Annotated in this window: 16 protein-coding genes and 1 pseudogene; 6 read left to right on the forward strand and 11 right to left on the reverse strand. The window is 72.5% G+C overall.

Translation table 11 applies throughout. From position 1 onward, the window contains the following. Positions 1-74: 74 nt before the first annotated feature. Positions 75-782 carry a hypothetical protein gene (locus GA0070618_RS27255; RefSeq protein ID WP_197701658.1) on the reverse strand — a complete coding sequence of 236 codons (708 nt, stop codon included), beginning with the start codon at positions 780-782 and terminating at the stop codon, positions 75-77. Between the two features lie 16 nt (positions 783-798). Then, positions 799-1419 (reverse strand): RNA polymerase sigma factor, encoded by a 621-nt coding sequence (locus GA0070618_RS27260; protein WP_088984169.1) that lies wholly within the window; start codon positions 1417-1419, stop codon positions 799-801. Between the two features lie 533 nt (positions 1420-1952). Between GA0070618_RS27260 and GA0070618_RS27270 the strand changes: the two genes are divergently transcribed. Beyond that, positions 1953-3335, forward strand: a complete 1383-nt coding sequence (locus GA0070618_RS27270; RefSeq protein WP_331253115.1) for a serine/threonine-protein kinase — start codon at positions 1953-1955, stop codon at positions 3333-3335. A gap of 33 nt (positions 3336-3368) precedes the next feature. On the opposite strand, the gene GA0070618_RS27275 is transcribed toward GA0070618_RS27270, so the two are convergent. Beyond that, the gene (locus GA0070618_RS27275) at positions 3369-4058 is read right to left on the reverse strand and encodes a DUF305 domain-containing protein (RefSeq protein WP_088984172.1); all 690 of its coding nucleotides are present in this window, start codon (positions 4056-4058) and stop codon (positions 3369-3371) included. Between the two features lie 128 nt (positions 4059-4186). Between GA0070618_RS27275 and GA0070618_RS27280 the strand changes: the two genes are divergently transcribed. Further along, on the forward strand, positions 4187-5638 hold the full coding sequence (locus GA0070618_RS27280) for an LVIVD repeat-containing protein (protein ID WP_088984173.1): 1452 nt from the start codon (positions 4187-4189) through the stop codon (positions 5636-5638). Between the two features lie 57 nt (positions 5639-5695). Here GA0070618_RS27280 and GA0070618_RS27285 read toward each other — a convergent pair whose 3' ends face one another. Beyond that, positions 5696-6700 carry a carcinine hydrolase/isopenicillin-N N-acyltransferase family protein gene (locus tag GA0070618_RS27285; protein WP_088984174.1) on the reverse strand — a complete coding sequence of 335 codons (1005 nt, stop codon included), beginning with the start codon at positions 6698-6700 and terminating at the stop codon, positions 5696-5698. Between the two features lie 110 nt (positions 6701-6810). Here GA0070618_RS27285 and GA0070618_RS27290 point away from each other — a divergent pair, with 110 nt between their 5' ends. Continuing rightward, positions 6811-7032: a DUF2188 domain-containing protein gene (locus GA0070618_RS27290; protein WP_157749024.1), complete on the forward strand. Its 222-nt coding sequence runs from the start codon at positions 6811-6813 to the stop codon at positions 7030-7032. Positions 7033-7326: 294 nt separating this feature from the next. On the opposite strand, the pseudogene GA0070618_RS27295 reads toward GA0070618_RS27290, so the two are convergent. Both GA0070618_RS27295 and GA0070618_RS27300 read right to left on the reverse strand, forming a co-directional pair. Next, positions 7327-7485 (reverse strand): annotated as a pseudogene (locus GA0070618_RS27295) (tetratricopeptide repeat protein); the annotation flags it as partial. A gap of 18 nt (positions 7486-7503) precedes the next feature. After that, positions 7504-8433, reverse strand: coding sequence for a PfkB family carbohydrate kinase (locus GA0070618_RS27300; RefSeq protein ID WP_088984176.1), 930 nt, complete (start codon positions 8431-8433; stop codon positions 7504-7506). A 184-nt stretch (positions 8434-8617) separates the two neighbouring features. On the opposite strand from GA0070618_RS27300, the gene GA0070618_RS27305 reads away from it, so the two are divergent. Continuing rightward, positions 8618-11602 carry a carbohydrate binding domain-containing protein gene (locus tag GA0070618_RS27305; RefSeq protein ID WP_088984177.1) on the forward strand — a complete coding sequence of 995 codons (2985 nt, stop codon included), beginning with the start codon at positions 8618-8620 and terminating at the stop codon, positions 11600-11602. Between the two features lie 122 nt (positions 11603-11724). Here GA0070618_RS27305 and GA0070618_RS27310 read toward each other — a convergent pair whose 3' ends face one another. Further along, positions 11725-12672, reverse strand: a complete 948-nt coding sequence (locus GA0070618_RS27310; protein ID WP_088984178.1) for a DUF5715 family protein — start codon at positions 12670-12672, stop codon at positions 11725-11727. A 323-nt stretch (positions 12673-12995) separates the two neighbouring features. Between GA0070618_RS27310 and GA0070618_RS27315 the strand changes: the two genes are divergently transcribed. Continuing rightward, on the forward strand, positions 12996-15221 hold the full coding sequence (locus GA0070618_RS27315; RefSeq protein WP_088984179.1) for a family 43 glycosylhydrolase: 2226 nt from the start codon (positions 12996-12998) through the stop codon (positions 15219-15221). A 79-nt stretch (positions 15222-15300) separates the two neighbouring features. Here GA0070618_RS27315 and GA0070618_RS27320 read toward each other — a convergent pair whose 3' ends face one another. From GA0070618_RS27320 to GA0070618_RS27330, 3 genes are all read right to left on the reverse strand, one after another. Beyond that, positions 15301-15873 carry a 2'-5' RNA ligase family protein gene (locus GA0070618_RS27320; protein ID WP_088984180.1) on the reverse strand — a complete coding sequence of 191 codons (573 nt, stop codon included), beginning with the start codon at positions 15871-15873 and terminating at the stop codon, positions 15301-15303. A gap of 138 nt (positions 15874-16011) precedes the next feature. Then, entirely contained in the window at positions 16012-16617 is a 606-nt protein-coding gene (locus GA0070618_RS27325; protein WP_088984181.1) for a response regulator transcription factor, read from the reverse strand. Beyond that, positions 16614-17795, reverse strand: a complete 1182-nt coding sequence (locus GA0070618_RS27330) for a sensor histidine kinase (protein ID WP_269148447.1) — start codon at positions 17793-17795, stop codon at positions 16614-16616. The genes GA0070618_RS27325 and GA0070618_RS27330 overlap by 4 nt, the downstream gene beginning before the upstream one ends. 132 nt (positions 17796-17927) lie before the next feature. Between GA0070618_RS27330 and GA0070618_RS34975 the strand changes: the two genes are divergently transcribed. Beyond that, positions 17928-18791: a hypothetical protein gene (locus GA0070618_RS34975; protein WP_231931482.1), complete on the forward strand. Its 864-nt coding sequence runs from the start codon at positions 17928-17930 to the stop codon at positions 18789-18791. A gap of 185 nt (positions 18792-18976) precedes the next feature. Here the strand turns inward: GA0070618_RS34975 and GA0070618_RS27340 are convergent, their stop codons facing one another. Further along, positions 18977-21232: a PLL family lectin gene (locus GA0070618_RS27340; protein WP_088984182.1), complete on the reverse strand. Its 2256-nt coding sequence runs from the start codon at positions 21230-21232 to the stop codon at positions 18977-18979. Positions 21233-21311 lie beyond the last annotated feature (79 nt).

Below are 21311 nucleotides of genomic sequence, written 5' to 3' on the forward strand. Positions count from 1 at the left end.
GCGAACCGGCGCGTCGGCGGCCCTTCCGTGTCATGTCTAGCAGACGAACGACCGGTGTCGCTCGTCGTACGGGTTCACCGGGGCGGCGACGGTCGGGCGGTCGGCGGCCCGGTCCGCGTGTCGTGTCGGGGCCGGGCGGTCGGGGAGGGGTGGCGGCCCGGTGGGACGTCCAGCAGCTCCCGGCAGTACTGCTCGACCTGGTCGGGACCGCCGGCCGCCTCGACGAGCGCCCCGAAGGCGGGCGTCCTCAGCGCCTTGGCGCGCTGCCCGGCGGGCTTGGCCAGGTATGCGGTGCATTGGCCACGCTGGGCGGCGGGGCGGGGACTGGTGGACCGGCGCGGTTGCTCCCCGGACGGGGGCACCGTGGTGCCGGTGGCGGCGGACGGCGTCCGGGTCGGTGTCGGCGCGGTCTCCGGCGGGGCCGGGGCGGGGGTCGTCGGCGCGGGTGGCGCCGGCGGCGGGTCGGACCGGTGCAGGTCGACGGTGGCCACGGCCACCCCGGCGGTCGCGACGACCGTCAGGCCGGCCAGCCAGGCTACGGCCCGGGCGGTGCGGCGTGGACGGGGCGGCGGCACCGGCGCGGGACGCTGCGTCCGGACGGCCCGGAACGCGGCCAGCGCCGCATCCTCGCCGGCCAGTTCGCCGGGGCGGGCCGACGCGGCGGCGGCGGCCAGCAGCCGGGCGACGGGCTCGTCGGGTGGGTCGACGCCGGCGGTGGCGACGGTGTCGAGCAGTCGCTCGGCCGTCTGCTCGTCCGGTCGGCGGGATCGACGGAAAGGCATCCAGGCTCCCCTCACGTCAACCGTCCGCCGGTTCGACGTGCGGCGGGGCCGGTATCTGCCGGCCCCGACCGGGACGGGGGCGGGGTGGGGTGACCGGGGTCGACCCGCCGTCGCCGAGGAGCGCCGCGAGCCGGCGCAGACCCCGGTGGGCGGCGGTACGGACCGCGCCCGGCCGCTTGCCCAGCACCCGGGCGGCGGACTCGGCGTCCAGCCCGATCACTGCCCGGAGCAGGACCGCCTCCGCCTCGCTGGGCGGGAGCGTGGCGATCAGCGCGATCGCCGACTCGGTGCCGAGGGTCTCCCCCGCGTTTTCGGCGGTGTCGCTGTCGCCGGGCAGTTCACTGAGGGACTGCACGGGCACCGGCACGGACGGCCGGCGGCGCTGCCGACGGAGATGGTCCATGGCCCGGTTGCGGGCGATGGTGACCGCCCAGGCCCGGAACTCGCCGCCGGTGAAGGCGGTGAGGTCCCGGGCGACCTGGAGCCAGGTCTCCGAGGCGACGTCCTCGGCGTCCGCGCCGACCAGGGCGGTGAGGTAACGCAGCAGGCCCGGTTGCAGCGTGCGGTAGAGGAGACGGAACGCCTCCTCGTCACCACTCTGCGCAGCGGTCACCACCGCGTTCAGGTCACCGGTCATCGGGGCGATGATCCTGCCACGTGCCCGCCCGGGGCGGACCGTCCGGGGTCGGTGCCGTCGACGCCCGACCGGAGCTCCAGCCGCACCATCAGCCCCCCGCTGGCCTCGACTCGCGTCCGATGCCGAGACGGCACGGCACGGCACGGACCGGGGCGGAGCCGCCCGTCCGGGCAGGTCCCGCGCCCCGGTCGGGGCCGACCCGAGTCGGTAACGGTAGGGGGCACGTCACGCACCGACAAGGCAGCACCACAACCCAAACAAGTGACATAAATCAAGGACAAGCCACGGCGAGTCGCCGTAACGCCTGTCGACCATCGGACGCTCCCGGGGGCCGAAGCGGCGAACTGCGGTGTTCGCGCAGCTTACGGGCACATCCGCACGCCCGCCTCCGGTTCGTCGGTGGGCTCCCCGCACGGCGACGCGCCAGCCAGAGAACACCATCGTCACGCAGTGTGACCCACCCGGTGCGCGCCGCTCACCCTACCCGGGATCGCGCCCGGGTAGCCTCACGCGCCGATGGGTACGGTATTGCCGTGTTGTCTTCGGGAGTCGTGCTCAGCGGTCGGTACCGCCTGGACGAACGTGTCGCCACCGGCGGCATGGGCGATGTCTGGCGCGGGTCCGACGTGGTGCTGGGGCGGCAGGTCGCGGTCAAGGTGCTGCTGCCCGCGCTGGTCTCCGACCCCGACTTCATCGCCCGGTTCCGCGCCGAGGCGCGGATGATGGCGGCACTGCGCCACCCCGGGATCGTGCAGGTCTACGACTGCGGCCAGGACGAGCTTCCCGAGGGTGGCACGGCCGACTACCTGGTGATGGAGTTCGTCCAGGGCAAACCGCTCTCCCGGCGCATCGAGGCCGACGGCACGCTGGGCGTCGCCGAGACCATGTCCGTGGTGGCCCAGGCCGCCGAGGCGCTGCACGCCGCGCACACCGGCGGCATCGTGCACCGGGACGTGAAACCGAGCAACCTGATGGTCCAGGAGAGCGGCGCGGTCGTCCTCGTCGACTTCGGCGTGGCCCGCTCGACGAACGTCACCAGCATCACCAGCACCAACGCCGTGCCGGGCACCGCCCTCTACATGGCCCCGGAGCAGGCTGCCGGCCGACCGGTCTCGGCCGCCACCGACATCTATGCCCTCGGCGCGGTCGCGTACTGCTGTCTCACCGGCGGCCCGCCGTTCACCGGCGACAACCCGCTCCAGGTGGCCGTGCGGCACCTGGACGACGAACCCCCGCCGCTGCCGGACGAGATCCCCGCACCGGTGCGGGACCTCGTCTTCCGGGCGCTGGCCAAGGACCCGGCCGAGCGGTACGCCTCCGGCACCGAGATGGCCGTCGCCGCCCGGACGGCGGGGGGTATGGCGACCGCCACCACGGCCGGTGGCACGCCCACCGTGCCGGTTCCCGGTCCGCTGCGGCTCTCCGGCCCGGACACCCGCACCGACCTGCCCGCCGTGCTGCCCACCGGTGCGCACAACCGGCGGCGCGGTCCGCTGGTCGGCGCGGTCGCGGCGGTGCTGGTGGCCATCATCGGTCTGGTCACGGCGATGAGCCTGACCAGCGGCGACTCGCCACCGGCCACCAATCTGCCGACGACCCCGCCGGCCACGGCCCCGAGCGCCGACGCCGAGGAGTCGGGCGGGGTCGAGGAGACGACACCGGGACCGAACCGTCCGAACCGGCCCGGCGGGCCCACCGGCCGCCCGTCGGTCGACCCGACGGTGACCCCGAGCCCCGGGGCGAGCGGCTCGGGCGAACCGGTCCCGTCGACCGACCCGACCGGCGCGCCGACCACCACGCCGCCGGTGGCGCCCACCACGACCGCACCGGCCGAGCCGACCGATCCGGTGCCCACGGTCGGGCAGACCACGACCGACCCGGCCGCCGGAGGCGGAGGCGCGGAGGGCACCGGCTGACGCCCACCCCGGGGAGGCGGTGACGCGCCCCGGTCAGCGGTCGAGCAGCGTACGCATCCGGTCGATCTCCACGCTCTGCTCGACCGCGACCGCGTTGGCGAACTCCGACAGGGTCAGGTCCGCGCCGACCCGGAGCAGGTCGGTGGCCATCGCGATGGCGCCCCGGTGGTGGTCGGTCATCATGCTGACGAAGAGACGGTCGAACTCCGTTCCCCGGGCGGCGGCGAGTTGCCGCATCGCCTCCGGGGACTGCATGCCCCGCATGGTGCCGGTGCTGTGCCCGTGACCGGTCTCCTCGGCGGGCAGTCCCCGGGTGGCCAGCCAGCCCCGCAGCATCCCGACCTCCGGTCCCTGGCTGGCCCTGATCCGCTCGGCGACCGCCCGCACCGCCGGGTCACCGGCCCGCTGCGGGGCGAGCGCGGCCATCTCCAGCGCCTGGTTGTGGTGCGGGATCATCGCCCGGACGAACGAGACGTCCGCGTCGTTGTGGCCGGGTGAGGCGTCCCGGCGCACCTCGTTGCCGGCGCGGGTCACCGCGGACTCACCGGGACGCCCCGGGACGATCACCGGTGGACCGTCCGGCGCGGGTGTGGCCGTGGGTCGGGCGGCGGGCGGCGGGGGTGGCGCGGGCGGGTCCGCGGTGACCCGCAGCAGCAGCGCGGCCGCCCCCACCACCAGCAGCACCATGGCGACCGCCAGCAGCCGTCCATGTCGGACCGTCATCGGCACCCCTCCCCTTTTCGGCTGGCACGGGAGGGCGGAACAACTCCCGCCTCCCGGTCACATCGACTGCTATCGTCAGGTTGCAAGGCGCCCTCGTACCATAGCCTTTCCGTCGAAGGATGCCGCCGATGAGCAGAGCGCTCCCACCCCCACGTCACCTGCGGACCCTGGGCCTGGCCGCCACCGGCCTGCTCCTGATCGGTCTCGCTCCCGCCGCGCCCAGCGCCGCGCAGACCGCCCCCGTCGCGGATCCCGCGCCGGTGAGCGCCCAGAGCCCGGCGACCATACCCGGGGTCGACGAGATCGTCAGCAGCCCCAACATGCGGCTGGTCGCGAACACGCCGATCGGCGAGCCGCTGAACACGAGCGTCAACAGCGACCTGGCCTTCCAGGGCCGGTACGTCTTCGTCGGCAACTACAACGGCTTCCAGATCCACGACATCGCCCGCCCGGAGCGGCCGAAGCTGGTCTCCCAGGTGCTCTGCCCGGGGTCGCAGAACGACATCTCGGTCCACGGTGACCTGCTGTTCCTGTCGACCGACTCCCCCCGCAGCGACGACTCCTGCGCCAGCGACCGGGTCAACCCGGACCAGACCGCGTGGGAGGGCATCAAGATCTTCGACATCAGCGACAAGACCGCCCCGCGCTACGTCAAGTCCGTCCAGACCGCCTGCGGCTCGCACACGCACACCCTGGTGCCGTCGCGCGCCCGGAACACCGTCTACCTCTACGTCTCCTCGTACGGCCCGTCCGACACCTACGTCGGCTGTTCCCGGCCGCACGACTCCATCTCCATCATCAAGGTGCCGGTGAAGAACCCGACGGCGTCGAGCGTGGTGGCCGTGCCGAACCTCTTCCCCGACGGCGGGTACGAGGGACGCCCGGGCGGCTCCGCCACCAGCGGCTGCCACGACATCACCGTCTACCCGGAGAAGGACCTGGCCGCCGGCGCGTGCATGGGCGACGGCATCCTGCTGGACATCGCCGACCGGGAGGCGCCCCGGGTGATCAACCGGGTACGGGACACGGAGAACTTCGCCTTCTGGCACTCGGCCACGTTCAACAACGCCGGCACGAAGGTGGTGTTCGTCGACGAACTGGGTGGCGGCGGCGCGGCCACCTGCAACGCCACCGTGGGACCGAACCGGGGCGCGAACGCCGTCTACGACCTCTCCGGGAAGGGAGACGCCCGCAAGCTGACCTTCCGCAGCTACTTCAAGATCCCCCGGGCCAACGCCGACACCGAGAACTGCGTGGCCCACAACGGCTCGCTGCTCCCGGTGAAGGGGCGGGACATCATGGTCCAGTCCTGGTACCAGGGCGGAATCTCGGTCTGGGACTTCACCGACTCGACCAAGCCGAAGGAGATCGGCTACTGGGAGCGGGGGCCGCTGTCGGACAGCGAACTCACCTTCGGAGGCACCTGGTCGGCGTACTACTACAACGGGTACATCTACTCCAGTGACACGATCAAGGGACTGGACATCCTGGAGATCAACGACCCGCGTACCGCGTCGGCGAAGCTGACCCGGTTCCAGGAGTTCAACCCGCAGACCCAGCCCAGCTACCGCAGCCGGTAGTCGATCCGCGTCCTCGGCCCGGCCCCCACGGGGGCCGGGCCGAGTTGTGTCCGTCGGTCAGGCGGTCGGCAGCCGGTACTCGTGCCGTCCACCGGCGGCGGTGACCACCCGCACCGCGCCGTCGCGCAGGCCGTACGTCACCGACCACCGGGTGTGCCCCTGCCGGACGTCGTCGAGCAGGTCCAGCGCCGCCGGGGCGTCCAGCCGGCCGCCGGCGGCGGTCAGCGCCTCGGCGAGCACCCGGTAGCGGTGGTCGGCACGTCGCCGCTGCTCCGGTACGTCGATCACGGGCACGTTGGTCAGCGCCTGCCACGTCCCGCCGCCCGGCTGTACTCGCATACGGCCGTCGACGAACTCCACCACCGCCGACGCGCCGGTCGCGTCGGCAAGCAGGTAGTGCAGCGGCGGCCCGCCCTCGAAGTCGAGGTTGTACCGCCCGAACACCTTCACCGCCTCGGCGACCGTGGCCGCCTCGTCGAGCACCAGCCGCAGGATCCGGACACTGCCCACCTTGGGCAGACCGGGCACCGGTTCGGCGCGGGCGTTGTCGTCGGCGGCCAGCCCTACCGCCAGGCCCCGCTCGTTCATCCCGTCGAAGGGCAGCAACGGGGCGTCGAGCAGCCGACGGTCGCCGGTCGGGTCGGCCCCCACCCCCAGGTAGGAGATGTCCACCACGGAGATCGAGGCGTACCCGTCGGGCGGGTCGGTGCGCAGCACCATCGCCGGGTTGGGATCCCAGTCGAAGTTGCGGGCGAACAGCGGCCGGGCCGGGTCGCCGAGCGCGGCGAACAGCGAGCACCCGACCGGGCTGGGGGTCGGCCGGTCCAGACCGGGGCGCGCGTCGTAGTCGCCGACGTAGGTCATCTCGTACAGGGGAAGGTCGTCGACGCGGCGCAGGCTGGCCAGCGTCCGCTCAGCCTCGGCCGGGCTCTGCCGGGAGGCGACCGGGGTCGCCGTCGCGCCGGTCGGCCCGGCCGACGCGCCGGTCACCGGCTCCGCCCCCGAGCAGCCGGTGACCGTCAGCAGCACCGCCAGGCCGAGCACGAGCGCATGTCTCCGCATAGCTGGAAGACGCTAGGACAGCGGCGGCGGGTTGTCCACGGTGGTGGATGCCCCGGTTTCCGGTCGCCGGTGGCGGGTACCACGAACGCCGAAGGGATGGTGAGGTGACGATGAAGCGCAACGAGTACCACGTGGTGCCGGACGGTCAGGGCTGGAAGGTCGAACAGGGCGGCAAGCAGGTCGGCCGGTACGACACCAAGCAGGTCGCGGTCGAGGCGGGCCGGAAGGTCGCGCACGACAACGAGCCCAGCCAGCTCGTCGTCCACACCGCCGACGGCCGGATCGAGACCGAGTACACCTACCGGGACGACCCGTACCCGCCGGCGGGCTGACGACCCACCCCCGACACCACCGACGGCCCGCCGGGTCCACCAGCGTCGCTGGCCCCGGCGGGCCGTCGGCGTGCTCGTCTGAGGTGGACGGGGTGGACGGAGTTGGGCTCCCGGGCTCGCACGGGCAGTTCGAATGGATGTTGATGCCCATGCCCCCGGCCGCGCTGAACAGCACCACGGACAGCCGGCCCCCGCCAGTCCAACCGGGGTGGCTCGTCGGGTTCACCACTGGTAGTTACCAGGATCCGCTAGCGGCATGCAGTCGGCCAGAACTTCAACCCGCCGCTGTCGCCGCTACCTGGAGTCGGAGTCCTTGATGGCGGCTTGCAGGTTGTCGTAGACAGCCCGTGTTTGTGGGTGATCGTTGCCGAGGACCCGGCGGCAGCGGGTTAGGGCCTGTTCGTACAGCTGGATGGCCCGCCGCAGGTCGCCGGCAGCCCGGTAGGCGTGGGCGAGGTTGACGCGGGCCGGTCAGCCCGTCGGAATCCGCGCCATCTGGGCGGCGATGGCCGCAGCGGTCAGCGCCGGCCGCCCACCGGGACTGCCGACGGTGGCCCCGGCCGCCGCCACCGCGAGCCGGACCAACCGATCGCGCGGTTCGTCGCGAAGCAGCCCGGCGGTGAGCGCCGCGACGAAGGCGTCCCCCGCCCCGGTGGTGTCCACGGTCGTGGTCTCACTCAGCGGCACGAACACCTCGTCGTCCGGCCAGGCGAAGGCGTTGCCCACCCCGTCGACCTCCACCGCCACCAGCGCGGGGCCACGGGTGAGCAGGTCCCGGGCGGCCCGCAGCCCGCCGGCCGCGTCGGCGGGTTCCCGACCGGTGAGCAGGGCGGTCTCCTGGCTGTCGGCGCGCAGCACGGTGGCGGTGGCGAGGAGGTCGTCGGCGGCCTCGGGGGCGGGCGCGCCGTCGAGCACCACCAGGCGGCCGGCGTCGCGGGCCAGGCGGGCGGCGGCCAGGGCCGCCGCCGGGGGCTGTTGCAGTTGGACGACCACCGCCCGCGCCGTGGTCAGCGCGTCGACGGCGGCGGACACGTCCGCTTCGGTGAGCAGCACCGGCTCGGGCAGGTCCTCCAGGTAGCGCCAGCGCGCCCCGGCGTCGACCACGTCCACGATCAGTCCGGTGGACGTGCCGTCGCGTCGGACCACCGAGGCGACGTCGATCCCGTCGGCTCGGGCCTGCGCGAGCAGCGCCCGCCCCACCTCGTCGTCTCCGACCACGCCGAGCAGTCCCACCCGGACACCCAGTTGGGCGAGTCCGACCGCCTGGTTGGCACCCTTGCCGCCGAGCAGTTCGCGCCGCCGCCGCACCGGGGCGGTGCCGCCGGCGTCCGGCACCTCGTCGACCTGGAGCACCAGGTCCCGGGCGATCTGTCCGACCACCATCACGTCCACGTTCGTCATGGCCTGTTCCTTACCCGTTCGCCAGCTGGGCGACATCTGGTCTCAGGAGAGTGATGGTGGTAACTTCCCGGCAAGACTTTCATGTTCTTGCAGAAACATTTACTCACCGGCGAGTCAAGGATTGCAAGAACATCCAGCTGCCCCCGTCGGACCCCGCCGGGAGCCCTCCGTTCGAGGAGAGTCGATGAGCAGCATCCGAACCCGGCGGCGATGGGCGGCACTGGCCGTGACCGTCGGCCTCGCAGCGGGCCTCAGCCCGCTCACCGGAGCCTCGGCCGCGCAGACCGTCACCGTCTACTACCAGCCACCCGCCGCCTGGGGCAGCACCGTCAACGTCCACTACGCGCCGACCGGCGGCACCTGGACCGCCGTGCCCGGCGTGCCGATGGAGGCCGCCTGCACCGGCTGGCGGAAACGGACCATCGACCTCGGCGCGGCCACCGGCGCGCAGGTGGTCTTCACCAACACCACTGGCACCTGGGACAACAACAACGGCGCGAACTACCGGATCGGCACCGGAACGGTGACCGTCTCCGGCGGGACGGTCGGCACCGGCGACCCCTGCACCGGCGGTGAGACGCCGGTGCAGGGGTCCGCCGAGGTCTGGTACCACACCGGCAGCCGGGGCTGGACCAGCGCGAACATCCACTACCAGGTCACCGGCGGCAGCTGGACCGCTGTGCCCGGCGTACCGATGCAGACCGTCTGCGACGGCTGGGCGCGGAAGGTGGTCGACCTCGACGGTGCCACCGGCCTGCGCGCGGCGTTCAACGACGGCACCGGCCGGTGGGACAACAACAACGGCGCGGACTACCGTGTCGGGGCGGGCGTCACCACCGTCCGGGCCGGCGTGGTCACGCCGAACGCGACCGCGCCCTGCACGGCACCGACGCCGGACACCACGCCCCCGTCGACGCCGACCGGACTGACCGCGACCGCCGACGGCGTGCGGATCACGCTGGCCTGGACCGCCTCCACCGACGACCGGGGCGTCACCGGCTACCGGATCACCCGCACCGGCGGTCCGCAGGGCACGGTCACCCTGACCACCAGCGGCACCGGCCTGGTCGACGGCAACCTCACCGCCGGCACCCGCTACGAGTACACCGTCCGGGCGCACGACGCGGCCGGCAACGCCTCGCCCGCCAGCACCCCGGCCGCGGCCACCACCGGCACCGCTCCCCCGGACCCGCCCGGCGGCACCCCGCTCGGCGGCGACCCCCGCGAGGACACCATCTACTTCGTGATGACCGCCCGGTTCGCCGACGGTGACAGTGCCAACAACCGGGGCGGCAGCCAGCACGTGAAGTCCGGCAACGCGGCCAACGACGACCCGATGTTCCGGGGCGACTTCCAAGGCCTGATCGACAAGCTGGACTACATCAAGGGCCTGGGCTTCTCCGCCATCTGGATCACGCCGGTGGTGCTCAACCGCTCCGACTACGACTTCCACGGCTACCACGGCTGGGACTTCCACCGGGTCGACCCGCGCCTGGAGAGCCCCGGGGCGAGCTACCAGGACCTCATCAACGCCGCGCACGGCAAGGGCATCAAGATCTTCCAGGACGTGGTCTACAACCACAGCTCCCGCTGGGGCGCGAAGGGCCTGTTCACCCCGACCGTCTACGGCGTGCGCGACGAGCAGTGGAAGTGGATGTACAGCAAGCAGGAGCCCGGCCGGTCGTACGACCCGATGGTCGAGCACGCCGGGAACGACCCGGAGCTGACCCCGGCCCAGAACGCGCTCGCCAAGGGGCAGCCGTACAACGGCGACCTCTGGTCGACCGCCGCGCCGGCCGGCAACCAGTGCCTGCGCTGGGGCACGCCGAACGGCCGCAGCCCGGAGGGCTACACGCTCTACGACTGCCAGTGGCCATCGCCGACGAACAAGCTCTTCCCCGCCGACCTCTACCACCAGTGCTGGATCGGCAACTGGGAGGGCGAGGACTCCCGTAGCTGCTGGCTGCACGAGGACCTCGCCGACTTCAACACCGAGAACCCGAGGGTCCAGCAGTACCTGATCGACGTGTACAACAAGTACATCGACATGGGGGTGGACGGTTTCCGGGTCGACACCGCCGTGCACATTCCCCGGGTCACCTGGAACCGTCGCTTCCTGCCGGCCCTCCAGGCGCACGCGGTGGCGAAGCACGGCGCCAAGGGCAAGGACTTCTACGTCTTCGGCGAGGTCGCCGCGTTCGTCAACGACAAGTGGAACCGGGGCTCGGTGAACCACTCCGCGCAGTTCTTCACCTGGAAGGAACGCAAGGAGTACAGCCCGGACGACGTCCGCGCCGCGATCGAACAGTACGACTACGAGCAACTGCTCGGCACCGGCAACCAGCCGACCAGTGACAACGCGTTCCTGCGCGGCAACAGCTACCACGCTCCCGACCACTCGAAGTTCTCCGGCATGAACGTCATCGACATGCGGATGCACATGAACTTCTCCGACGCGTCCAACGCGTTCCACAACGGAAAGGACTCCGACGACAGTTACAACGACGCCACGTACAACGTGGTCTACGTCGACAGCCACGACTACGGGCCGAACAAGTCGAACACCCGGTACACCGGCGGCACCGACGCGTGGGCGGAGAACATGAGCCTGATGTGGACGTTCCGGGGGATCCCGACGCTCTACTACGGCTCGGAGATCGAGTTCCAGAAGGGCGCGCGGATCGACTGCGGCCCCACCTGCCCGCTCGCCACCACCGGACGGGCCTACTACGGCGGCCACCTGGAGGGCAGCGTCACCGCCACCGACTTCGGGGTCGTCGGCGCCGCCAGCGGCCCGGTGGCCACCACGCTGGACAAGCCACTGGTCAAGCACGTGCAGCGGCTCAACCAGATCCGGCGGGCGGTGCCGGCCCTGCAGAAGGGGCAGTACTCCACCGAGGGCGTCACCGGCAACATGGCCTTCAAGCGCCGGTACACCGCCGACGGGGTGGACAGCTTCGCCCTGGTCACCGTCTCCTCCGGCGCGACCTTCACTGGCATCCCGAACGGCCGGTACACCGACGTGGTCACCGGTGACGTGAAGACCGTCACCGGCGGCACGCTGACCGCCAGCGTCAGCGGTGCCGGCAACCTGCGGGTCTACGTGCTCGACCTGCCGGGCAACCCGGCGCCGGGCAGGATCGGCGTCACCGGCCCGTACCTGCGCTGACGGCGCACCCCGGCTGGGTCGGTAGGAGGGGTCCCCTGCACCGCAGAAAGCGGTAACAGGGGACCCCTCCTACCATCCGGACGCGGTCTCCGCGCCGACGCCGAGCACTCCTGCCGCACGTCTCAGCACTCCCCCAGCTCGCCCCGGTACGCCCCGCGCAGCCGGGGCGCGGCCTCGGGGGCGACGCAGAGGTGCCATGCCTGTCCCTCGTCGACGACGTTGACCTCGCCGGCGTCCTGGCGGCCGAGCAGCACGTTGGCCAGCGCCTCGGCGGCACCGAACCGGCGGAACCAGTGCATCTCCACGTCGACGGCCCAGCCGAGGCAGTGCGAGCTGGGCAGCATGGCCGCGTAGCCGAGCTGGCGCAGCCGGTACTGGTGCTCCAGGCTGCGGGTCAGGCTGGTGACCCAGAGCGGGGGCGTTCCGGCCGGCGCGGCGAGAGCGAATTCGGCGGCGATCTGGTTGAGCAGCGACACCGGTTCGGGGCGGGCGTAGAGGATCCTCAGTCCGGCGGTCCGCGGCACCTGGTGCGGGACGATCCGCCGTTGCGCGACGCGGACGGCCCGGCCGAGGAGGGTGCCGGGCTGCCTCCGGTAGCGGAACCGCAGCAGCCCCCGGCGGCGCAGTCGGTCCAGGTCGACCAGGTTCGTGTCCCGCTGGATCTGGTCGTCGGTGAGGTAGGTGGACGTCGTCGCCCACCACATCACGTCGATCCGGGAGAGCAGGTAGATCCGGACCAGGGCGGTGAGGTCGGCGGCGGAGCTGCGGGCGTTGGGCCGGTAGCGGGCCATCTCCAGCAGCAGGGTCTCCCGGGCACCGATCACCCCCTGCGGGGTGGCCCGGAGGACGTCGGCCAGCGCCGGCTCGCCGAGCCGGTCGGTGAGCAGGGACTGCCGGGCGGCGGCGGAGTGCTCGTCGGCCAACGCCCGGATCTCCACCAGCAGTTCGGTCACGGCGGCGCGGTAGGCGTCCAGGTCGGGGCGGGCCGCCGTGCTCCGGGCCGCCCGGATCGGTCCGCCGGCCGTCGCGGACGAGCCGGGCCGCCCCGGACGTCGGCTGGGCACTCGCATGGCACGGTCCTCTCTCCCGGTGTACGGCAGGATGAGCCTGGAGACGACGGTATCCACCTCTACCGCCACGAGTACGAGGATTGCTCTTATCTGGCACCAAAGCTCCCCATTCGGGGGAAAGTAGGCGCGGGTTCCCGCCGGGGCCGGTGTCCACCGACGCCGGCGCGCCGCGCCACCGCGCCCGGAAGCCGGACGCGCACGAGCACCGCCGATCTGGTGTGGACCGGCGAGGGAGATCTTTACAACGTTGTATCCAACGTTGTAGAAAGACACGACACCGCAGCGACGACGGTCGACACCACCGACGACCCAAGGCAGGTCTGATGGGACACCTCCGCCGCGGCGGCGCGTGCAGCGCCGTACTCGGGCTCGTTCTCGCGGCCACCGCGTCCGCGCCGGCACTCGCCGACCCGGACCGCCCGCCCCGCTACGACAATCCACTCTCCGCCTCCTTCGCCGACACCTTCGCCGACCCGGTCGTCGTCCGGGGACCCGACGGCCTCTGGTACGCCTACGGCACCACCGACCCCCTCCGGGAGGGCGAGAAGCAGTTCCACGGCATCCCCATGGCGCGCTCGTCCGACCTGGTCCAATGGACGTACGTCGGGGACGCGTTCACCCCCGGCCAGCGCCCCTCGTACGCCGCGGAGGGGGCCGGGTTCTGGGCCCCCGACGTGCGCTGGGTCGACGGCCGCTGGGTCATGTACGTGACCGTCACCGACACCACCGTCTCCCCGGACGGGGGCGACTTCGCCGTCGGGGCGGCGACCGCTCCCACCCCGACCGGCCCGTGGACCTTCGTCGACGAGCCGGTCGTCGCCCCCCGACCCGGTGGTGGCGGCGGCTGGCTGTGGACCATCGACCCGAGCCAGTTCACCGACGTCGACGGGACCCCCTACCTCTACTACGGCAGCTACTACGGCGGCGTCTCGGTCACCGAGCTCTCCCCTGACGGGCTGCGCGCCGTCGGAGAGTCGACCCTGGTGGCGATCGACAACAAGTTCGAGGGCAGCTACGTGCTGCGCCACGACGACTGGTACTACCTCTTCGCCTCCACCGCCAACTGCTGCGCCGGACCGGCCACCGGCTACTCCGTCCACGTCGGTCGGTCCAGGAGTCCACGTGGGCCGTTCGTTGACCGCGACGGGCTGGCGTTGACCGCCTCCCGGGCCGGCGGCACACCCGTGCTGACCCAGAACGGCAACCGCTGGATCGGCGTCGGCCACAACGGGTTCCTCACCGACCTGTCCGGTCAGGACTGGATCGTCTACCACGGCATCGACCGGGCCGACCCGTACCTGGACGAGCCGTTCGGCATCAACGAGCGACCGATGCTGATCGACCGGCTCGACTGGGTCGACGGCTGGCCGGTGGTGAACGCGGGCGCGGGGCCCTCCGACGGCGACCGGCCCGCCCCGGTCACCACCGGGCGGGTCGACGATCGCTTCCACGACGGCGCCCTCGCCGGCTGGCGGCGCGACGGCGACTGGCGGGTCACCGACGGGCGGCTGCGTGGCACCGGCACGCTGACCAGCCGGACGACCATCGGCGGGGACCTTCGCGTCGAGGTGGACCTGCGTCCGTACGAGGCCCGCACCGCGGGTGTCACCCTGGGCGACCGGATCGAGGTCCGGGTCGACGTGGCCGGTGGTCACCTGGTGGCCCGAGACGGCCGACGGACGGCGACCGCACCGCTGCCGGCCGGCTTCGTCCCCGGTCACCGGCACCACCTGGCCGTCGAGGTACGCGGCGACCGACTGGTCGCCGAGCTGAGCCCGGCCCGGCTGGGCGACCAGTTCGCCGTGGTGACCCTGCGCCTGGACCGCCCGCCGGCCGGCCGCCTTGGCCTGGCCGCCGAGGGCGGCGTGGCCGAGTTCGACAACGCCAGCGTGGCCCGCCTGCACCAGCCGGTACGGCGGACCGTGCCGGCGCCCCGCACCGGTGGGCTGCTGCCCCGCTTCTCCGACGAGTTCGACGGCGGCCTCGACGCAGACTGGCAGTGGGTCCGGCCGGACCCGGCGGTCACCGTCACCGACGGCGCGCTGCGCTGGCCGGTGCGCTCGGCGGACCTCACCGGCACCGGCAACACCGCCGGGGTGCTGCTGCGCGACGCGCCGACCGGCGACTACGTCGTCGAGACGAAGGTGACCCTCGACCTGGGCGAGGAGACGGTCCGCAACTACCAGCAGGCCGGCCTGGTGGCGTACGTCGACGACGACCGGTTTGCCCGGCTGAGCCAGGTGGCGATCTGGAACACCCGGCAGGTCGAGTACGGCTACGAGCTGCCCTTCGCCGGCCAGCCGGTGTACGGCGGGAACATCGTCGGCACCCCGGCCACCACCACCTGGCTGCGGCTGGCGCACCGGGTCGACCCGGCCACCGGCGAGCACGAGTTCCGGGCCGGGTCCAGCCGGGACGGGCGTACCTGGACCTGGGGTGGCGTCTGGACCTTCCCGGCCGACACCACTCCCCGGATCGGCCTGGTCGCGCACGGCGGAGCCGAGCCGGCGGTCACCGCGCACTTCGACTACCTGCGCTTCTACCGGTAGTCGCGGAGACGGACGGTCCACGGGGTGCGGCGTCGGACCGTCCAGCCGGGCCCCCTGCCCAGCCGGGCGGGGGGCTCGGTCACGAACCGGGGCCGGTCGACCCGTCGCGCGTCCGGCCCAGGGCGCTCGCCCGACGACGGGCACCGCCCAGCGGGGTGACCGTCCGGTCGGCGCCGTCGTAGCTTCGGGCGGCGACGAACGCGCCGGCGGGTCGGTCGACGGCGGCCACCGCGCGGGCCCGCCGGCGGTCGGCGTCCCGGAAACGCAGCGCCAGGCTCAGGTGCGGAACCCAGCGGCCCGGCTCGTGCCAGGGCAGCCGCCCCTCGGCGCCGGCGAGGACGTCCCAGACGGCGGCGTGCAGCGTGGTAAGCGCGGGTGACGGCTGGAGCAGCCAGACCAGCGGGGCGCTGCCGTCCAGGACGGCGATCCGGTCCAGCCGCACCGGCAGGGGCAGAGCGGCGTCGACCAGGTCGGCGAGGCGCTCCTGCGCCCCGGGCGGGAACTCCTCGACCGAGGCCAGCGTCAGGTGCGGGCGGTTGGTCGGGTGGGTGTTCCGGGCCAGGCTGGGCAGACCGGCCTCGGCGAGCCGGTGCCACGCGTCCCGGACCGCGTTCTCCAACGGTGGGGAGCAGAGCAACTCGACGGTCCGCACGCCGCCCAGGCTAAACCGCCTGCGGCCGGTGCACTGGCGCGGGAGGCGGTTGCCGGGGACCCCTGCTCATCATTTTCGCCCGGCAAGGTGCCCCTGCAATCACGCATCACCACCGTGGCGGTCCTGGTGCGGCGACGCTCAGAGCCAGCCGTTGTCCCGGGCCGCGCGCACCGCCTCGGCGCGGCTGGCCGCCCCGAGCTTCTGCACGGCCGAGGCGAGGTAGTTGCGCACCGTGCCGCTGGACAGGTGCGCGCGGCGGGCGATCACCGCGACCGGTGCGCCGTACTCGGCCAGCCGCAGCGTCTCCAACTCCCGTGGCGTCAGTGGGCACGGCGGGATGCTCAACGCGTCGGCGGCCAGCGCCGGGTCGACGTACCGGCCACCGGCGCGCACCCGTCGGATCACGTCGGCCAGCGCGCCGGCCGGCGAGCCCTTGGGCAGGAAGCCCCGCGCCCCGGCGGCGAGCGCGCGGGCCAGGTGCGCGGGCCGACCCCGGCCGGTGAGGATCACCACCGCGCAGTCGGGCAGCACCCGGGCCAGTTCGGCGGTGACGCCGAACCCGTCCAGGTTGGGCATCTCCAGGTCGACCACGGCCACGTCGGGGCGGTGGGCCAGGGCGGCGGTCACCGCGGCGGGCCCGTCGGCGGCCTGCGCCACCACCGTCAGGTCCGGTTCCAGGTCCAGCAGGGCGCCGAGGGCCGCCCGGATCAGCTCCTCGTCGTCGGCGAGCAGGACGCGGATCATGCGGCTGCTGGTTCCCGGTCGCCTACCGCCCCGGCCGGCACGGTCGCCTCGACGGTGAAGACGTCGCCGTCACGCCGGACGGCGAGCACGCCGCCGACCGCGGCCAGCCGTTCGGCCAGGCCGTCCAGGCCGTGGCGGCGGTCGCCCGGGCCGGCCGCCGGGGCCCCGTCGTTGGCGACGGTCATCCGGGCCATCTCCTCCTCCAGGCTGACCTCGATCCGGCACCAGCCGGCCCGGCTGTGCCGCAGCACGTTGGTGCTCGCCTCCCGCAGCACCGCCGCGAACTGGGCCGACGCCCCCGCCGACAGGTCACCGTCGGGCAGGAGCACGGTGGACCGTACGCCACAGGACCGGAGCACCTGCCCGACGGCGGCGGCCTGGTCGGCGAGGTCGACCCGCCGGTACCCGTGCACGGCGTCGCGGAGCTCGTCCAGGGCGGTCGCGGCCAGCCGGCGTACCTCGTCGGCCTCCCGTCCGGCGCGCTCGGCGTCCACCGGGGCGAGCCGGGCGGCGAGTTCGGCCTTCAGGGCGATGACGGTCAACGCGTGCCCGAGCACGTCGTGCACGTCCCGGGCGAACCGCAGGCGTTCCTCGGCGGCGGCCAACCGGGCCCGCGCCTCCTGCCCCTGTTTGGCCTGCACCAGCAGGTCCCAGAACCACACCTGACAACCGTTGATGGCGGCGATACCGAGACCGATGCCACCGGCGATGACCAGGTGCTTCGTCATGGACCCGCCGGTCGACGCGGCCACCGCCGCCGCGACGGCCACCGTCCCGGCCGTGACGGGCAGCACCGCGCGTACCGGGCCGAGCAGCGGGGCGGTGCCGACGATGGTCGCGCCCAGCCACGCCCAACTCGGCCAGACGCCGGCCGCCAGCGGCGCCACCAGCGGCACGCTCAGCACCGCCGCGCCGACGAAGGCGAACCGGCGGCGACGACGGGTCCGGTCGTCCAGCCACGGAGTCACCGCCGCGTGCACCGCGGCCCCCTGGGTGACGGCGAACAGGACGATCCCGAGCACGCCGGCGGCCGCGCGGATCGGGTCGGGCTCCCGGAGCAGGCCGATCAGGGGAAGGAAGAGGGTCCCCCACAGGCCGCTGGCCAGGGACACCAGTGTGGTCGCCCGGGCCGGGCGCAGCCAGCGGTCCGGATCCGGGGCGGCGGGGGTAATCGGCACGGCCCCGATGTTAGGAGAATGCCGCGCCGGCCGTCCGACCCGGAACGCACGGGTACGCCGGGCGTTTCGCACAGCCGACCGGTGACACCGCGCGGATGGGTTCCGGGACCGGTTGGGCCGCAGGCTCGACCCATGACCGAAACGACGACTGCGACGGCCCCCACGACGATCGGAACGCCCTCGGTGTCCGAGCCGGTGGCGGGTCGACGCCGGCTGCTCCGACCCGTACTGGAGATGCTCGCCGCCATGGTGGCGGGGATGCTGCTCCTCGACCCGGTCTGGGCGCTGGCCGCCGACGGCCTGGGCCGGCCCGGCCTGCTCGACCGGCCCGAGGTGGACGTCGGCGTGATGGCCGTGGACATGGCGGTCGGGATGACGGTGTGGATGCGGTACCGGGGGCACCCGTGGTCCGGGGTGGGCGAGATGGTCGCCGCGATGCTGCTGCCGCTGGCGCTGCTGGCCGTACCGTGGTGGGCCGGCCTGATCGACGCGGACGCCCTGACCCTCGGCGCGCATCTGCTGATGGTGCCGGCGACGGTCGTGGTGGTGTGGCGGCGGCCGGACGACCACGTCCACGCGGCCGGCCCGGCCCCGGCGGCGGGTCCGCTGGGTGGGCTGCTGCGACGCCGCTGGCCGACCCTGCTGGCCCTGCTCATGACGGTCGACATGGTGTTCGCGCCGTTCGTGCCAGATCCGTGGTTCCTGGTGGCACTGCCGGCGGGCTACCTGCTGATCGGCGCGTACCGGCGGCGGCTGGGTGACCGGCGGGTGCTCGCCGCGCAGGTGGCCGGGGCGCTCGGCATGATCGGCCTGGTGGTGGTCGCGGCGACCGCCGCCGAGCCGCTCGCCACCTGGCTGGTGGCGGCCGGCTGGTTGGCCCACGCGGCGTGGGACGTCGTGCACCACCGTCTGGACCGGGTGGTGCCGCGTGGGTACGCCGAGTGGTGCGCCGTGTTCGACACCGGTGTCGGAATCGCGGTGCTGCTGACCCTCTGAGACCTTCCCCATCCTGCTGCCAATCGGGGGCGTCCGGACCGTGGCTCGGCGACGACCACGTTCCGGCAGGCAGCGGGACACCGCTCCCCGTCGACAGACCAGTCGACGGGGAGCGGTGCGTTTGTCGCTTGCCGACTCGGGGCGAACGTGGTGGCACCATCCGCCCCGATCGCCGTTGCCGGTCGTCAGGCCGGTGGGATCGGCAAGGTGTGGGCGGTGAACTCCGCTGCCGGCGTGGCGGTCCGCAGCCCGGTCGGTACGACCTGCCGCTCGTAGACCCGGGTGGCATCGTTGGCGTTACGGAACACGATCATCCAGGACTGTCCGTTGGCCCCGGCAAACGGCGCCACGGTCGGGTCGGTCACCGCCGGGTCGGAGACGTCCGGGTTGACCCGCGCCCAGTCGCCCCAGGCGCCTGAGCCCTGCGCCGTCTCGAACACCCGGTACACCTCGTTGTCGACACCGCGCACCACGATCGCCGTCCGACCCAAAACCGGATCGAGAATCGCCGCCGGCGTACCAACAGCGGTCAGGGTGCCGACCGTGTCCCATCCGGACGGCCAGGTGCCATCGAGATTTTGGAGCTTGGTCACGACGGAGCCGTCCGTCGAGCGGCCGACCACTCGAGTCCGGTAACCGGGATAGACGATCATGCTGGTCGAGCCGGTGACGTTACCGCCGAGGTCGGTGAAGTCCGAGAGCGTCCCATCGGGGTAGTAGACCGCAGTGTGGAGCACACCGTCATCCGTAGTAGCCGCCATCCGTAGCCCACTGTCGATCCGCGCCACAGTCAACTTGTCGAAGGTGCTGTACGAATACCACGGCGTGGTGGTCAGGATCTTCCAGGTCGGACTGCTGTCACCTGAGCGGTAATGCCAGATCCGGCCGTCCTCGATGCTGAACAGTACGCTCGTGCCATCAGCCTGGACAGCGGCCAGGGGCGGTGACGGCATCGAGCCGCCGAGGCTCGTCCACGGATTCCAGCTTGCCGAACCGGTGGCGGTCTGGGCCGACCTCCAGATGTTGCTGTCGATGTTCTGCGTCACCACCTCCATCGGCTTGCCGGTCGGCTGATACAGCCCCGGCCGGCCAGTGAAGGCGTCGTTGCCGGAGATCGTGGTCCACTGGACGCTTCCGTAGTTGTCCGGATCCGTCTGATGTCCGACCCGGACCCGCCCCAGGTTGTCGGTGTACGCGTACTCGATGGTGCCCGCTGCCGTGCCGGACGGCTGAGTCTGGAGTACCGAGGTGGGCGTGTTCTGTTCGATTGCCACAGTGGGCAGCGGGTCCGCAAACCACCCCTGCAGATCGGCCAGGATCTGGACCGTTCCCTCACTACCGTTGTGGATAGTAAAAGCGCCACTCCTGACATCCGCAACGACGAAGTAGGAACGCGCCGTCTGACCTGCCGTGAAATATATGGCGTGGGCTCTGCTGATCATATCCGGGGGATAAAGCGCATCTCCTGGCAACACCTGGAGAGACCCGCTTGCAGTCGGCGCGGCAACCGTGACGTTGACCGCCGCCGCAGCGATGCCAAGAGTAGGAAGACCGAACGCACCACCGATCCTGAAAGAGGCCCGGCCCCCGCTCGGGATTGACGTCCCGCCACCATTGTAGAAATTGGCCAGGCGCACAGCGGACAACGGACGCATTCCCGCACCGGTGCTGGCGCTGCTCCCGAAGTAGCCGTAGGTTGCGATGACCACGTGTACGGCGGAGCCACTGTTGGTCAGAGTCACCTGCCCGTCAGACGGGAGCTTCACCGTCATGATCTCGTGGGTCGAGCCCGCAAGGTAGTTGACCTGCCTCGCCGTACCCGCTTCGTTCGTGGGGGCGATCGTCAGGGTTCCCGCCGTCGTGGCCCCCGTGACCCTGATGTTGGCGACCAGTGCGGAAGCCCCGGGCGGTATCGCACTGCCGGTCAGAGTGGCGGTGCGGCTCGCCCCGCTGGCAATGGTCCCGGCAGTGGTGCCCTGACCGACATTGGTGTCGACGATATATGTGTGCTTTATGGGAACGAAGCCTGCGCCCGTGCTGCCGGTGCTCGTCGTGAAGTAGCCCTGCACGTCAAGCTTGACATGGGTACTGCCCGCGCTGTTGTGTACCGCGAGCTTGCCGTTGGTGCCGACCTGCACGACGGCCGAGTTGGAAAGGGTCTGCCCAGCCGAGACATTCAGAGACGCTCCGACCGGACGGGTGGCCCCGTCCGGAAAGACCGTCAGGGCGGTGCTCGCGGTAGGGCCGATCGCGGTGATTTCCACCATCAGCGCACTGACGTTGGACGCCGGTACACCGCCGACGCCCAATGCGGTCACCGCCGTGGTGCTCCCGGCGCCCCGCGTTCCGGTGACGCCACCGACACCGCTGCGGGTGTCCAACAGCACTGCGCTGACCGGAACGTAGTCTCCGCCCTTACCCGCCGCATCCGCCTGGGCCACACCGGGAGAGGTGAACGGAGCCGACAGTGCGGCCGAGACGCAGAGCAGCGCGCTGGCTGCGGCCAGCCATGATCGGCCA

This window comes from Micromonospora echinospora (assembly GCF_900091495.1).
Lineage (GTDB): Bacteria > Actinomycetota > Actinomycetes > Mycobacteriales > Micromonosporaceae > Micromonospora > Micromonospora echinospora.